This is a genomic window from Chitinophaga nivalis (assembly GCF_025989125.1).
GTDB classification, from domain to species: Bacteria; Bacteroidota; Bacteroidia; order Chitinophagales; family Chitinophagaceae; genus Chitinophaga; species Chitinophaga nivalis.
Map to the genome: position 1 here is coordinate 6938918 of NZ_JAPDNR010000001.1, position 15394 is coordinate 6954311.

Sequence of the window (15394 nt, forward strand, 5' to 3'; positions counted from 1 at the left end):
ACAGCTAGCTGCATTACAATAGCAGTAATAAAGCAGGATTTTTCTGTACCATTAAAGGATATTTCCCTTATTCCGTGTCCTGATGAAACTGATTGACTAATCTGTTATCCGGTAAAGAATGAAAGGAACGAATCAACCATTTGTTTGCTTTCCTTACCACACTGCCTTTGTAATAACCGGCAGTGACCACCTGTACCTGTCCGGTGACCAGGTTGGTTTGCAAACAGGTGGCATATGCACTGAAATCAACCACATAGCCGGGGGCCGGCGATACCTGTATGTTGGAGAGCAGACGCCGGGGCTGAAAATGTTGCTCCTTTATTAGGTAGAGGAGCGGCGCCGTACGGGCCTGCCAGTTATATTTCCCTTCCAGTGGAATGCCGTCTATTTCTCCATGAATACTATCATCCATGTAATCGAGACATTTACGGAGTGCTGCATTATCAAAATTTTCACAAAAACCGATCAGTACTTTTTCAATACGTTGCTGATCGCGATAACGGACATCACTATACGAAAGCTGATGATTAAAATACCGGCTCTTTTTTGCCAGCAGGTTTTCTTTGGGGCCAGTATTGCAACAGAGCAATCCTGCAAAACTGCAGCTTAATAAAATGACGGGTAACAACTTCCTGCGCATCGTCCCATGATTTATGATATAACAAAAGCACACCGGATATGTTTTGTTATATCACCCTATCATGATTTACAACGGACAATTCTGATGGTAGTCAATTAATTCTATCGGCGTTTGTGCCAGCTCAATGCCTTTGTAATAGGCTTCGATCTCATCCAGTACCGCTTCCACTTCCGGTATCGTTTTTAACACCACCAGTCTGCTGCGGAACTCTTTGATATTCGGCAGTCCCTTCAGGTAATTGGCATAACAGCCACGCATTTCATTGATACCTTGTACCGGGCCTTTCCACTCTACCGACAGGCGGAGATGTTTTTTGCTGACAGCAATGCGCTCTTCCAATGTGGGGCCAGCCAGTATTTCGCCGGTCTGTACATAGTGTTTTATTTCCCGGAATAACCACGGATAACCGATCACAGCACGTCCGATCATAATACCGTCTACACCGTAACGATTTTTGTATTCCAGGGCCTTTTGCGGGCTATTGATATCCCCGTTACCAAATATGGGAATATGTATGCGGGGATTGTTTTTTACTTTACCGATCAGCGTCCAGTCAGCTTCCCCTTTATACATCTGGCAGCGGGTGCGGCCATGGATGGCCAATGCTTTGATACCCACATCCTGCAGTCGTTCTGCTACTTCTTCAATATTTTTGGTATCGTCGTCCCAGCCCAGCCGTGTTTTTACCGTCACAGGCAGTTTGGTGGCTTTAACACATGCCGCAGTGAGGCGTACCATCAGGTCCAGATCTTTCAATACACCGGCGCCAGCACCTTTTCCTGCCACTTTTTTCACGGGGCAGCCAAAATTGATATCCAGTAAATCCGGATTGGTGACATCCACAATTTTAGCAGCCATAGCCAGACTGTCTTCATCTCCTCCGAATATCTGAATCCCTACCGGGCGTTCATATTCAAAAATATCCAACTTCTTCCGGCACTTGATGGCATCCCGGATCAGTCCTTCACTTGAAATAAATTCAGTATACATAAGATCCGCTCCTGCATCCTTGCAGACAGCCCGGAACGGCGGATCGCTCACATCTTCCATCGGTGCCAGCAGCAAAGGAAAATCAGGTAATGTTATGTCATCAATCTTTACCAAAATCTGTATTTTTTAAAAAGAAGTGCAAAGATAAAAAATAATTGTGGTCCGGGAGAAACTGATGGCTAAAGCATTAGCATATCATATACCCCATGGCCGGCAGGTAAAGGAAGCCGGCACACCAGCATACCTGCTCATGACAAGGGAAACTGCTACCCTATGTAGCGGAAAATGGGGCATAAATGATATTATATTACCAGATATGCTTACTACTACGTTACTAAAACGAATGATCCACTTTAACCGAATGAAAGCCATCGGATTTTTTGGTTAAAATAATACCAGCAGGTTGTGTCAGGAGGAAAAATATAGCGTGGAGAAGGAATACGAAAATAAGTATTTTCTTCTGCAGATATCCGGCACGGTTGTTCGGGATGAGTTATTTCTATCCGTTATCTGCTTATAAAGTCGTAATTTTTAATTTCCGCTATCACCACACGTATCCAGGCATAATGCTTTATTGTAATTCCAAATTCAGGGATATGGAAAAATTTGATGCGATTGTTATTGGTTCCGGCCAGGGAGGTACGCCACTGGCAAAAAAACTGGCCGGGAAAGGCCGGAAAACCGCTATTATTGAGCAACGTTACATAGGAGGCACCTGCATCAACGATGGCTGCACGCCTACCAAAACCATGATCGCCAGTGCAAAGGTAGCCCATACCGTTGCCCACAGCGAAAAATGGGGCATTACCACACCCGGTTTTACGGTGGACCTTCCCTTTATTATTGCCCGCAAGAATGATATCGTGTTACGGTTCAGAAACAGTGCTGCCAAAGGGTTGACACAAACACCCGGACTCACGGTCATATATGGCAGTGCCGCTTTCAGCGGAGAAAAGATCATTACCGTCACCTCCTCGGACGGCGGTGAACAACAGCTCACGGCCCCCCTGATATTCATTAATACAGGCGCTGCACCTCATATCCCGAATATTCCCGGACTGGAGGAAGTGCCCTGGCTGACTTCCACCACCCTGCTGGATGAGGTAACCCTGCCCCAGGATCTGATCATCCTGGGGGGCAGCTATATTGCCCTGGAAATGGGACAACTGTATCAGCGTTTAGGCAGTAACGTTACAATCGTTGAAACGTCTCCACAACTTGTGTCCAAAGAGGACCCGGATGTAGCGGCTGTTATCCGGAACTTCCTGGAAGAAGAGGGTATCCGCATTTACACCGGCGCCACCACAACAGGTATCCAGCCAACAACGGCGGGCATACAACTGAATCTCATCACCGGTGATACCCATACCAGCATCACGGGCTCCCATATATTGCTGGCCACTGGCCGCACACCTGCGACAGCTGCCCTCCAGCTGCAAAATACGGGCGTTACTACAGATGAAAGAGGATATATCCAGGTGAATGACCAGCTGGAAACTTCCGTGCCGGGCATTTATGCCCTGGGGGATGTTAAAGGCGGGCCTGCTTTCACACACATTTCATATAATGATCATCTCCTGCTCTATAAAAATTTGTTTGAAAATGCTAACTTGTCTGTGCTGGACCGGCAGGTACCTTATTGTATGTTCACCGATCCGCAGCTGGGTCGTATCGGCATTACTGCCCATACAGCTACCCGCGAAGGCATTCCTGTAAAAATTGCCTGTCTTGGTATGGACAAAGTGGCCAGGGCCATTGAAACCGGTACTACCACCGGATTTATGAAAGCCATTGTACATGCACATACCGGGCAAATATTAGGCGCCGCTATCATCGGAACAGAAGGCGGTGAAATCATGAGTGTATTGCAAATGGCTATGGCCGGTGGTGTAACGGCAACGCAACTACGTGGGATGATTTTTGCACATCCCCTGTATACAGAATCACTCAACAACCTTTTTATGACCCTGGAAAAATAATCGTTGACCGGCGCTTATTTTTTCGCTTCAACCATATCCTCCATGATTAAACTGGATCATGTTTCCAAATATTTCAACCGGCAACAAAAAGCAGCAGTACAGGAGATATCCTTTGAAGTAGCCGTCGGTGAAACCCTCGTATTACTGGGCACCAGCGGCTGCGGCAAAACCACTACCCTACGCATGATCAACCGGCTGATCACGCCGGACAACGGCCGGATCCTGGTCAACAACCAGGATATCCAGCAACAGTCCGAAGAAATCCTGCGCCGTAATATGGGTTATGTATTGCAACATACCGGCCTGTTTCCCCATTACACAGTCAGTGAAAACATTGGTGTAGTTCCCCGTTTACTCCGCTGGGATAAACCCCGGATACAACAACGTATCACCACCCTGATGGAAAAACTCCGCTTGCCCCCCGGCGACTACGCCAACGCCTATCCGCATCAGCTTAGCGGCGGGCAGCAACAAAGGGTCGGGCTGGCACGCGCACTGGCAGCCGATCCGCCGATATTACTGATGGATGAGCCTTTCGGCGCGCTGGACCCACTCACCCGCATCAGCGTACGAAAAGAATTCAGCCATCTCGATGAACTAAACAGCAAAACCATCATACTGGTCACACATGATATAGAAGAAGCTTTTGAGCTGGGACACCGCATCTGCCTTATGAATGAAGGCAGCATACAACAACTCGGTACACCGGCCGACCTGCTGTTTCACCCGGCCAATGACTTCGTGAAAAAATTCCTGGACCCGCAACGGCTGCAACTGGAATTAAAAGCATTATACCTGCAGGACCTGTGGCCCTGGCTCGGGCCCGCCGGCAACAACAACAACGCATCTGCACTTCCTGCCACCACCACCAGCTGGGAAGCCCTGGCAGCCGTATCACAACAACCAGCCACAGTACACTATCAACAGGAACAAAAAATACTGACTGCCAGCATACTTATGGAAGCAGTATCTGCCTATAAAAACCAATAATACCGCATGGAAGCAACGGAGAGTTTTTTCGACTTTGTACAACAACAATCCGGTAAACTGCTGGAGCAAACCCTCACACATACCGGGCTTACCTTTATTTCCGTTTTACTGGCCGTAGCCATTGGCGTCCCCCTGGGTATCCTGATTACCCGTCATAAAAAGCTGGCAGGTATTACGCTCGGCACGGCCGGCGTCCTGCAAACCATTCCTAGTATTGCCTTGCTCGGCTTTATGATTCCGCTGCTGGGCATTGGTCCCAAACCCGCTATTGTAGCGTTATTACTCTATGCATTGCTACCCGTAATCCGCAATACCTACACCGGTATCAGCGGGGTAGATAGCAGCGTTATGGAAGCCGCTAAAGGGATGGGAATGAGTCCGTGGCAACTACTGTTCAAAGTACAACTACCACTAGCCATGCCCGTTATACTGGCCGGGATACGTACTGCTACCGTCATTAATGTAGGCGTGGCCACCCTCGCCGCCTATATTGCTGCCGGCGGCCTGGGAGAATTTATCTTCGGTGGTATTGCGCTGAACAATACCAATATGATGCTGGCAGGCGCCCTGCCGGCAGCCCTGCTGGCTATTCTGTTCGACTGGCTGCTGTCGCGGCTGCAACACCTGAAAAGCCGCAGCTCCCGGAAACTGCTGTACGCCTTACCCGCTATACTCCTCGCCCTCTCTTCTTTTTACCTGATTCCGGATACCTACAACAGTAAAATGCTGGCAGGTTTCACGCCCGAATTTATGGGCAGAAAAGATGGCTACCTGGGGTTAAAATCTGTTTATGGTTTACACATCCGCACCCTGGTGATCAGCGATATGATTATGTATAAAGCCGCCTGGGAGAAAAAACTGGACGTCATCAGCGGTAGCAGTACCGATGGACGGGTACAGGCATTTGACCTGGTAGTACTGGAAGATGATAAACATATTTTCCCACCCTACTATGCTGCCCCCATTGTAAACATGGCTGTGCTGGAACAATATCCGGAACTGGAAGGTACCCTCAACCTGCTGTCTGGCATCATTAATGATAGCATCATGACAACGTTGAACTACCGGGTGGATTATCTCAAACAAAATCCGGAAAAGGTAGCAAAGGATTTTCTGGTAGCAGCCAAATTATGGCAACCTGCCCGGAATGGCCACAAAGGCACCATCCGTATTGGCGCCAAAATTTTTGGCGATGGGTATATCCTGGCCAATATGTACAAGATGCTGATTGAAGGCCATACCGATCTGGCTGCGGTGACGAAAACCGGCCTGGGAGGCACTAAAATTGTGTTTGATGCTTTAACCAATCAGCAGATCGATCTGTACCCGGAATATACCGGTACCGGCCTGCTGACCATCCTGCAGGCCTCTTCGCAGGAAACAGCCTCCATGATGGCAGATAGCAAAAAAGTATACGACTATGTGCGGGAGAAATTTGAAAAAAACTACCGGATAAAATGGTTGAAACCCATTGGCTTCAATAATACCTACGCATTGATGATGCGCCGGGAAGCAGCAGCCAGCCTGCATATCAAAAGCATATCCGATTTAACCGCATACATAAACCATAAATAACCACCAGTATTTATGTTGTTACAGCAAGCATATGAAACCGTACGGAACAGAACAACCGCCATCTGTGCACCACTCAAAACAGAAGACTACGTCGTACAACCCGTTGTGGATGTAAGTCCTCCGAAATGGCACCTGGGGCATACTACCTGGTTCTTTGAAACCTTTATACTACTCCCTCATGCAGCCGGCTATACCGCGTTTGATCCACAATATAATTTTGTGTTCAACAGCTATTATGAAACCGTGGGTGCGCGCGTTATCCGCACAGATCGGGGCAACCTCAGCAGACCGGCTGTGGAAGATATTCTGCGTTACCGGCAATATGTAGATGAAGCTATGCAGCTATTATTGCAACAGGAACTGACGCCGGATCTCCAGGCACTCATTACACTGGGACTTCATCATGAAGAACAGCACCAGGAATTATTATACACAGATATTAAATACATATTGGGGCATAATCCCCTCTTTCCACCCTACAGCGAACATATGCCACTCCCGGATACGATAACGAACAATTCCGGTGATACCTGGTTAAATATGAAGGCCGGTATTTATAACATCGGATTTGCGGGAGAAGGATTTTGTTTTGATAATGAACTGGGGCGGCACAAAGTATATTTATCAGATTTTGCACTCAGTACCCACCTGGTTACCAATGGAGAATACCTCGATTTCATACAATCGGGCGGCTACCAGGATTTCAGTTACTGGCATGCAGAAGGCTGGGATTGGGTCAGGCAAAACCAGGTTACCATGCCGATGTACTGGTACAACATTTCAGGGCAGTGGATGCATTATACCTGGCAGGGCTTACAACCCCTGCTCCCCGATACTCCGCTGGCACATATCAGCTACTATGAGGCTGCTGCTTATGCCGCCTGGAAAGGATATCGCCTGCCCACCGAATTTGAATGGGAAGCCGCAGCGCCCCAGCTGGCATGGGGCCAACGGTGGGAATGGACAGAAAGCGCTTATCTGCCTTATCCCGGTTTCACCAAAGCTGCAGGCGCTATTGGGGAATATAACGGCAAATTTATGATCAGCCAGATGGTACTGCGGGGAGGTTCAGAAGTCACATCGCCCCATCATAGCCGTATTACCTACAGAAATTTTTTTCATCCCGCTTTGCGCTGGCAATTTACCGGCATAAGGCTGGCAAGATGATTGAAGAGGATTAACTGATTTACCGGACCGGAAAGCCAATCGTAATCTATCTCCGGCCGGTGTTAAAACAAGAGGTATGCACACGACCACTGTAATTCCAACGTACACCGCTTCCCGCAAGCGGCAACAACACCTGCAAGCCTTTTACCATGATGTCGTAAAAGGACTCACTGCTCCAAACAAATACCTGGACGCCAAGTATTTTTATGATGCTGCAGGAGATGTACTTTTCCAGCAGATCATGCAATGTCCGGAATACTATCTGACCGGTTGCGAAATGGAAATTTTCACCCGGCAGGCAGCGCAGATAGCACATACCCTGCAACAACGGGCCGGCAACTTTGATGTGGTGGAACTGGGGGCAGGTGATGCCACCAAATCCATACACTTATTAAGACAGTTGCTATCTAACGGAGTAGACTATACGTATTTTCCGATAGATATTTCCGCGAATGTAATTAACCAATTGCAAATAAATTTACCAGCGGCATTGCCGCAACTCAGGATTCAAGGCCTCAACGGTGAATATTTCCAGATGCTGCAGCAGGCAGCCGAACATACCAGCCGGAAAAAAGTATTGCTGTTTATGGGCAGTAATATCGGCAACTTTACCACGGAAGCAGCCCGTGGTTTCTGCCAGCAGCTGCATCAGTATATGCAACCGGGCGATCTGCTGATGATTGGCTTTGACCTGAAAAAACATCCGCAGGTGATACTGGATGCCTACAACGATGCCGCCGGTATTACACGCGCGTTTAACCTGAATCTGCTGCACCGCATCAACCACGAACTGAATGCCGATTTTGATGTACAGCAGTTCATGCATTACCCCACCTATGATCCGGGCACAGGTACCTGCAGCAGTTACCTGATCAGCCTCACCACACAGCAGGTACACATCGGAGAAGACGTATGTATTGACTTTGCTGCTAATGAAGCATTGCATATGGAGATCTCCCAGAAATATACCCTGGAGGAAATTACTGCCCTGGCAAGGCAAACGGGCTTTACACCTGTGACCCATTTTGCAGATCACAAAAAATGGTTTGTGGATGTATTATGGGAACGTAGTTAATCCCAGGCATGCAACAAACGACGCAATACAATAATCTCACCGGTATGATAGCTGGTATGGTCGGCCAATAATACGGCTTCCCGGAATAAATGCTGCCCGCTGCCGTGCGGGAATGGCTGAAACAGGGCTGCATCGGGTGCTTCCAGCAACGCCACAAAGGCATGTACATCTTCTTTTATCTGCCGGATACTTTTTTTCCAGGCCGCCTCATTGGCGGGTGCTGTTTCCTCCGGCCAATAGCCCGCCGGCCATGGGGGCGACACATGCTGCGGATTGCGGGAAAACTCCAGTATATCCCATTGAGAGATGCGGATATGCTCTACCAGCTGCCAGATACTGTAAGGCAATCCATCCGGGATTTTCCCGCTTAAAGCAAGGGGCAAATCCTTTACCGCATCCGCAAAAGTAATATGGGCATGGGCGTTGAGCAATAGCTCCTTCAACGTATGTACAACAGCTGTCTGATCTTTCATCGCAGTAATTTTAAATTATTAAAGTAATTTCGCGGCCTAGTTCAAGCTAAACAAGCACACTGATTTTTTGTTTTAAACAGCAGATAAGTAAATGAAGATCCTGCTCACAGGAGCTGGCGGATATATTGCACAACGACTACTACCTGTTTTACTGGAAAATGGACATGAAGTTATTTGCTGTGTACGGGACAGCTGCAGATTCGATGCCAACAAATACCCATCTTATCCGTTACAGGTCATCACGGTTGATTTCATGGATCCCGCTTCGCTCCGGCATATACCGGCAGATATTGATGCAGCCTATTATCTCGTACATCCGGGGCCTGCTGCGGCCAGTGAGGTAGCCATCACGGCGGCCCGTCATTTCCGTACAAGGCTGGAACAAACCCGGGTACAACACGTCATCTGCTTATCTGACACTGCCTCCGACATACATCTGATTCCCTCCGTTGCACCGCCAGGGGTTGACGCTATATTAGCCGAAGCTGCCTTTCCTACCACTATTTTAAAAGCGGATATCATTATCGGCGCCGGCAGCGCCACCTTTCATATCCTGTATGACTGGGTCAGGAAAAGCCCCGTTATCTCCGGCGCCCAATGGCTGCATAACACCTGTCAACCGATTGCGCTCCGCGATGTGATCCATTATCTTCTTCATACGTTATCATTACCTCCTGTCAGTCACCGGCAATTGGAGATAACAGGTCCGGATACCTTTACCTGGCGGCAAATACTACAACGTTTAGCCGTGATCTGTCAGGTAAATTGCCCGATTTTTCCACTGCCGGCCGCCTGGCCGCAGCTGGCAGCATTAAAGCTGGCAGTACTGACAGCACCCGCTTTACCGCATACACAACACCTGATAAAAAAGATGTGGGCTGACACAGTTTTACCGCGAACAAATTCATTAGCTACACTGTTACCTTTACAACAGCTTTCTTTTGATACTGCTGTGCATCACGCGTTACAGGAAATATTCCGGGATGAAGTACTGTCGAGCTGGAGAGATACAAAATCCGGTTATACCCCGGAGAAAGGCATTATGCATTATCAGCAGGTACCTGTTACCGGTTGTTATAAAGATATCCGGAAAAAACGGGTCAACGCTCCTACACAGGCACTGAAAAAAATCTGGGAGATAGGTGGTTCTCATGGCTGGTATTACGCAAACTGGTTGTGGTCTATACGCGGACTGCTGGATAAACTGGCAGGAGGCGCCGGTAAACAGCGCGGCAGAACCAGTAGCACCCGGCTCGCAACAGGCCAGGCACTTGACTTCTGGAGAGTTGTGACTGCTGATAAAGCCAATAAAAAATTACTGCTGTATGCAGAAATGAAAGTGCCGGGAGAAGCCTGGTTATCCTTTGAAATAATTGATCAGGAATTAATACAAACTGCCACATTCAAACCACATGGCATCACTGGAAAACTTTACTGGTATGCTATGTTACCGTTTCATGCTTTTATTTTCCCTGGCATGATCCGTTATATAACAAGTGAGAATTAAGTTATCATTTCATGATGCAGCATCTCATTTACGTTTCATTAACATAAACTTTGAAAATAATCATTTCCTTTACCACAAAGAATCTTATCGAAAAAATTTTCTTTTAAAATTTTGATCGTGTTTAGTTTGGATTAACAGAAGCCAATTACAGAAATTATAGAATTGTGTTTATTCACCATTCCTTATGATAAGACCTCTAGCTACTATCACTATTCTATTCTGTTGTTGCTGTTCTGTATTATTTGCGCAAAGGAAAATAAGCGGAACGGTATACGACAAAGCTACCCGGCAACCACTCGCAGGCGCCAGTATTCTACTGTTTACTAAAGAAACATCTATTCTTAAAGCACAGACATTATCTGATGAAAAAGGTCATTTCGAATTATTAAATCCTCCTGTCGGCAATTACAAGTTTATCATCAGTTTTCTCGGTTATGAAGCCAACATCGATGAAATTACTTTTTATCAGAAAAAAGGTGTTTTCATTTTTAACAATGTGCAGTTGGCGCGTAACAGTATTAAATTGTCCAGTATAGATATTAAAGTGAGTAAGCCGCTTTTTGCCATCCGGAAAGATACGATCGAGTTTGATGTCAGCCAGATTAAAACAGTGGAGAATGCATCACTCAAAAATCTGATGCAAAAAATCCCCGGACTAACCATTGGTGGAGACGGGACCTACTACTTCCAGGGCAAACCGATACGGGATCTCTATATAGATGGCAGGGCTGCGTTCCGGCAAACAGCCAACGGCTCCGCTGATCCCAGAAAAATTGCGGAAATATTCCTGGCCAACATGGTGGAAAAAATACAGGTGGCCGACAAAAAAAGTCTCGATGGTATTTCTGATCCCGGTAGCAGTGAAAAAGTACTGAACATCATCATCAAAAAAGAAATGAAAAAAGGGATCAACGGTACGGTTACTGCCGGACTGGGGACCAACAGAAGAGTCACCGGCTCCGGCAATGTAAATATGCTACGCGACAACAAACAGATCTACCTGATGGGAAATGCCAATAACATCAATACCAATACCAGCTTCGCCGCCAGCGATGAATCACAGAACCTGATCGGCCGGCTGCCGGGTATCAATAAAAACATCAATGGCAGCACCAGTATCGGCATGGACATCAGTAAAAAAACAAAAATGAATTTCAATTTTTCACGGGAACAATCCAGGGCGGTCACGGATGACGCTACGGAACGTGAAAACATTCTGCAGGACAGCAGTTTCCGTTATAATAACCGGACCCGGAAAACAGCGGAAAGCATTACTACCTCCGGCGCCTTTTTCCTGGACGCCCAACCTGATATCCAGAATAAAATCAGCATCGGTGTATTCTCCAGTCTGATGGACCGCGATGATCATTCGTTTAACAACTACCGCACCTCCGGAAAAAACAATGACCTGATCAACAGCGGTGCGACGCTCAACACGGAGAAAAGTACCACGCGCAAACTTGCCATCACCTCCCAATACACCCATGCCTTTTTAAAACAAGGCAGGTCCCTCGTAGCTACCGTCAATTATGAGGTCACCAATCAGGACGGCACCCAGGTAAACCATACCCTCAACAACAATTTTCAAAAACGTGCCGACACCATTAATCAACAGATTCAGCCCGTTGAAAAAAAGCAACTGCTTTCGGCCAGCCTGTCCTTTACAGAACCGATCAACAAGTACCTGACCCTGAATGCAGCCTATAAAATGCAAAATGCTGTAGGAGAGAATAACCAGCGAACGTATGATTTTGATTACAGCGCCAAAGCATACCGCCGCTTCAACGACTCACTCACCTATCACTTTAAAAACACGATGCTCACCCAGTCCTGGAAAATATCTTTACAATATAATCAGGGAAAAATACAAAGCATGCTTGGACTGGCCCTCAATACAAACAACTCCGATAGCCGCAACTATACTACCAGCAAATATTTCAGGCAACCTGTCCAATACTTTTCACCGAACTTTCTGCTGCTTTACAGAATCAATCATTACAAATCATTACAACTGAATTACAGCAATGAAACCACGCCTCCTACCATCACCCAGCTGATGCCGGTGAATAGCGTCAGTAACCCGCTCTATATTGAGCTGGGTAACCCTGATCTGAAACCCAGTGTTACCAACCGGGCATCGCTGGAATACAGCTCTCTGGATATAAAAGGTTTAAACTTTACCGCCCGGCTGGATGCGGCTTTAAGTGATAATGCCGTAGCAATGGCGATTCAATCAGATAAAAGCGGCAAACAAGTCAGTATACCCGTTAACGTGGATGGCCTGTACAGCTTTACCCACACCATTACCATGGGTACCCGGCTGAAGAAAAGCGGTATTACCCTCAACTATCAATTCCTCGCCGGTACCCACAATGATATTTCTTATGTCAACAGTACCAAAAATACCAGTACCATCTATGACCTGGGACAATACCTCGCCGCTTCCATTATGTATAAAAATCTATTGGAAATAGGCGCTGTAAGCCTGATCAAATATACCGGCACCCGGTATTCGCTGCAGCAAAATATTTATCGCGACTTCCTGCAATACACTTTTTCGCTCAACATCAATAGTTATCTGCCCTGGAATATCAACGTTGGTGTATCCAATAATTACTATAGCAATACCGGGGCCCAGCAGCACTTTCTGCTCACCAACGGCTGGATTTCCAAAACCATGCTACCGAAAAAGAATCTATCGGCAAAACTCTATCTGTATGACATCTTTAAAGAAAACAAAAACATTACCACTTCCTTCGCAGAAACTTACATAGAAACATCGACGTCCAACATGCTATCGCAGTATCTGATGTTTAGCCTTACTTACTACTTCGGAAAAAAAGCTGCCAGCAAATAATATTCCATCGCTCCCTTGCCACCCGACAGATTTTATTCTTTTCCCTCTCTCCCCTCTCTTACAATAACCACCACAGATGACCACTTGCAATTGTCTTCAGGCCTAATTGTCCTGCAGCGTGAAACGCGTTTAACTGTGTCTCAGCAGCTTCATAAGTCAGGTCATTCAATACCGCAAATTCTTTTGTTGTCAGCGTAGGATAATAGCTAAACACACCCAGGTCTCTGGCATAGGTACGTGCCTGTGCATCCGGTATCATTTTCAGCAATGCCGTAGTAAATACAGCATAAGGTTTGGCGCCGTATACCAGGGTAGACTCGCCTGCTCCGCTGATAAAGAAAACAGAAGGGAAACCCCGTACGCCCATTTGTTTTCCTAATTGCAGATCTGCTTCAAACAAGGATGGGGCATACTGCTCAAAGTCCTGTTGCAATTGCGTGGTATCCAATCCGGCATAGGCAGCAGCTGCCAGTACTGGTTCCGGGCGGGTAATGTTTTGTTTGTCCATAAACAGCATTTCCCGCATACGACGCAGAAAAATAATGGCCTTGTGTTGATCCTGCCGCTGGGCCGCCTTAAACCAGATGGAAGGAGGATAAGAGGAAGGCAAAGGATCTTCCAGCCACACATTGCCATCGATCGGCATCTGATAATGCTGACTCACTTCATCCCAATGATGTGCTACATCTGCCGGGCCGCTGATACCACCGGACTGGTATACATCCCAGGAAGGCAGCAAACCGCCCATATGGTAATTGATGTCCAATAAATGGCCATACTCCAGTTTGAGCTTCCGCCACTGCGGTTCTATGCCCCAGCAGGTAGAACAGATAGGATCTGTAAAATAAATCAGTTTCACAGGTTTATCAACGGACTGCATATCAGCCGTAACGGTGGTTGCCTGTATAGGGGCGCCCGGAATTTCACATACGCCGGTAGCCGGGTCGCAGAATAAAGGTGTTTGCATCACTGGATATTTAAGGTCGTAAAGATAAAGTTCTTACCATGAAAAAGCCGGCAATGTTGCCGGCTTTTTCATGGTAAGAACTTATATATAGTTAGTATCAGTTTATCAGTTAGCTGGTTTCTCCAGTAATTTGAAGAACTGATCCAGCTGCGGCAATATCACGATTCTTGTTCTGCGGTTGGCAGCGCGGCCTTCTGCAGAATCGTTGGATGCTACCGGTACAAATTCACTTCTACCTGCAGCAGTCATACGTGCAGCCGGAATATTATACTGGTTCTGCAGGATGCGTACTACAGAAGTAGCTCTTTTCACACTCAGGTCCCAGTTGTCCAGCAATACATTCGGACGGTAAGGCACATTATCTGTGTGGCCTTCTACCATGAATTCAATATCCGGTTGGTTGATCAGCACTTTGGCCACTTTACCCAACACTTCCTTAGCACGTTCGTTGATATCGTAGCTACCGCTTTTGAACAACAGTTTATCAGAGATATCAATATATACGACTCCTTTTTCTACTTTAATATTGATGTCTTTATCATCCATATTACCTACTGCACCTTTCAGGTTCATTACCAGCTGCATGTTCAGGGAATCCTTACGGGCAATGGCAGATTGGAGATCTTTGATATAGGCATCTTTGGCGCCGATATTATCCAGCGATTTTTTGATACTTTCTGCCTGTGAGCCGGAGATAACCGACAGCTCTTTCAGGTGTTCCAGCATCTGGGAATTATTGGTTTTCAATTGTGCCTGCTGCTCCTGCAGGTTTTCTACCTTATCCTTATAGGAAGCTGCTGCCCTTGCCGCATCTTCTTCACATTTTTTCAATTGTCCGGATGCAGTTCTGTACAGACTGTCCAGGTGCGCATTACGTGCTTCAGACTCTCTCAGTTTACGGGGAGCAGAGCAGGACGCAAAAATAGTGACTAAAGCTACGGGCAAGGCTAATCGTTCTATTCTCATAAAATATATATTTAAATAATCTAACAAGTATCTATATATGAAGTTATCGGAATACAATGGAAGCGCAACTTCACCGCAAATAACAGGCCGAAGCATATTAAAATTAGTCTTAAAATGGCGAATAAATATTATAATGCTGTTAAAATTTTCCTATCTCTATAAAAACGCCTGATTATTCCTAAAAAAAAGTTAATGTTTTACAATAACT

Annotated in this window: 13 protein-coding genes; 8 read left to right on the plus strand and 5 right to left on the minus strand. The window is 46.6% G+C overall.

Going from position 1 to position 15394, the window contains the following annotated elements; all coding sequences use genetic code 11:
* Positions 1-67: 67 nt before the first annotated feature.
* Both OL444_RS25255 and dusB read right to left on the minus strand, forming a co-directional pair.
* Entirely contained in the window at positions 68-640 is a 573-nt protein-coding gene (locus OL444_RS25255; RefSeq protein ID WP_264728958.1) for a hypothetical protein, read from the minus strand.
* 66 nt (positions 641-706) lie between these two features.
* Complete coding sequence (gene dusB / locus OL444_RS25260; protein WP_264728956.1) at positions 707-1744, minus strand: tRNA dihydrouridine synthase DusB; 1038 nt, start codon at positions 1742-1744, stop codon at positions 707-709.
* A gap of 61 nt (positions 1745-1805) precedes the next feature.
* On the opposite strand from dusB, the gene OL444_RS25265 reads away from it, so the two are divergent.
* The 6 genes from OL444_RS25265 to egtD all read left to right on the plus strand — a co-directional run bounded on the left by OL444_RS25265 (position 1806) and on the right by egtD (position 8416).
* Entirely contained in the window at positions 1806-2018 is a 213-nt protein-coding gene (locus OL444_RS25265; RefSeq protein WP_264728954.1) for a hypothetical protein, read from the plus strand.
* 208 nt (positions 2019-2226) lie between these two features.
* On the plus strand, positions 2227-3609 hold the full coding sequence (locus OL444_RS25270) for a mercuric reductase (RefSeq protein WP_264728951.1): 1383 nt from the start codon (positions 2227-2229) through the stop codon (positions 3607-3609).
* Between the two features lie 42 nt (positions 3610-3651).
* A complete protein-coding gene (locus OL444_RS25275; protein WP_264728948.1) occupies positions 3652-4599 on the plus strand; it encodes an ABC transporter ATP-binding protein in 948 nt (315 codons plus the stop codon).
* A 6-nt stretch (positions 4600-4605) separates the two neighbouring features.
* Positions 4606-6174 carry an ABC transporter permease/substrate-binding protein gene (locus tag OL444_RS25280; protein ID WP_264728946.1) on the plus strand — a complete coding sequence of 523 codons (1569 nt, stop codon included), beginning with the start codon at positions 4606-4608 and terminating at the stop codon, positions 6172-6174.
* A 12-nt stretch (positions 6175-6186) separates the two neighbouring features.
* Positions 6187-7341 carry an ergothioneine biosynthesis protein EgtB gene (gene egtB, locus OL444_RS25285; RefSeq protein ID WP_264728944.1) on the plus strand — a complete coding sequence of 385 codons (1155 nt, stop codon included), beginning with the start codon at positions 6187-6189 and terminating at the stop codon, positions 7339-7341.
* A 76-nt stretch (positions 7342-7417) separates the two neighbouring features.
* Positions 7418-8416, plus strand: a complete 999-nt coding sequence (egtD, locus tag OL444_RS25290) for an L-histidine N(alpha)-methyltransferase (protein ID WP_264728942.1) — start codon at positions 7418-7420, stop codon at positions 8414-8416.
* Here the strand turns inward: egtD and OL444_RS25295 are convergent.
* A complete protein-coding gene (locus OL444_RS25295; RefSeq protein ID WP_264728940.1) occupies positions 8413-8889 on the minus strand; it encodes a DinB family protein in 477 nt (158 codons plus the stop codon). The genes egtD and OL444_RS25295 overlap by 4 nt on opposite strands.
* A gap of 91 nt (positions 8890-8980) precedes the next feature.
* On the opposite strand from OL444_RS25295, the gene OL444_RS25300 reads away from it, so the two are divergent.
* Positions 8981-10396, plus strand: a complete 1416-nt coding sequence (locus OL444_RS25300) for an SDR family oxidoreductase (RefSeq protein ID WP_264728938.1) — start codon at positions 8981-8983, stop codon at positions 10394-10396.
* A 184-nt stretch (positions 10397-10580) separates the two neighbouring features.
* Positions 10581-13253 (plus strand): TonB-dependent receptor, encoded by a 2673-nt coding sequence (locus OL444_RS25305; RefSeq protein ID WP_264728935.1) that lies wholly within the window; start codon positions 10581-10583, stop codon positions 13251-13253.
* Between the two features lie 58 nt (positions 13254-13311).
* On the opposite strand, the gene OL444_RS25310 is transcribed toward OL444_RS25305, so the two are convergent.
* Positions 13312-14220 (minus strand): DsbA family protein, encoded by a 909-nt coding sequence (locus OL444_RS25310; protein ID WP_264728933.1) that lies wholly within the window; start codon positions 14218-14220, stop codon positions 13312-13314.
* Between the two features lie 105 nt (positions 14221-14325).
* Complete coding sequence (locus OL444_RS25315) at positions 14326-15186, minus strand: OmpA/MotB family protein (RefSeq protein WP_264728931.1); 861 nt, start codon at positions 15184-15186, stop codon at positions 14326-14328.
* Between the last annotated feature and the right edge of the window lie 208 nt (positions 15187-15394).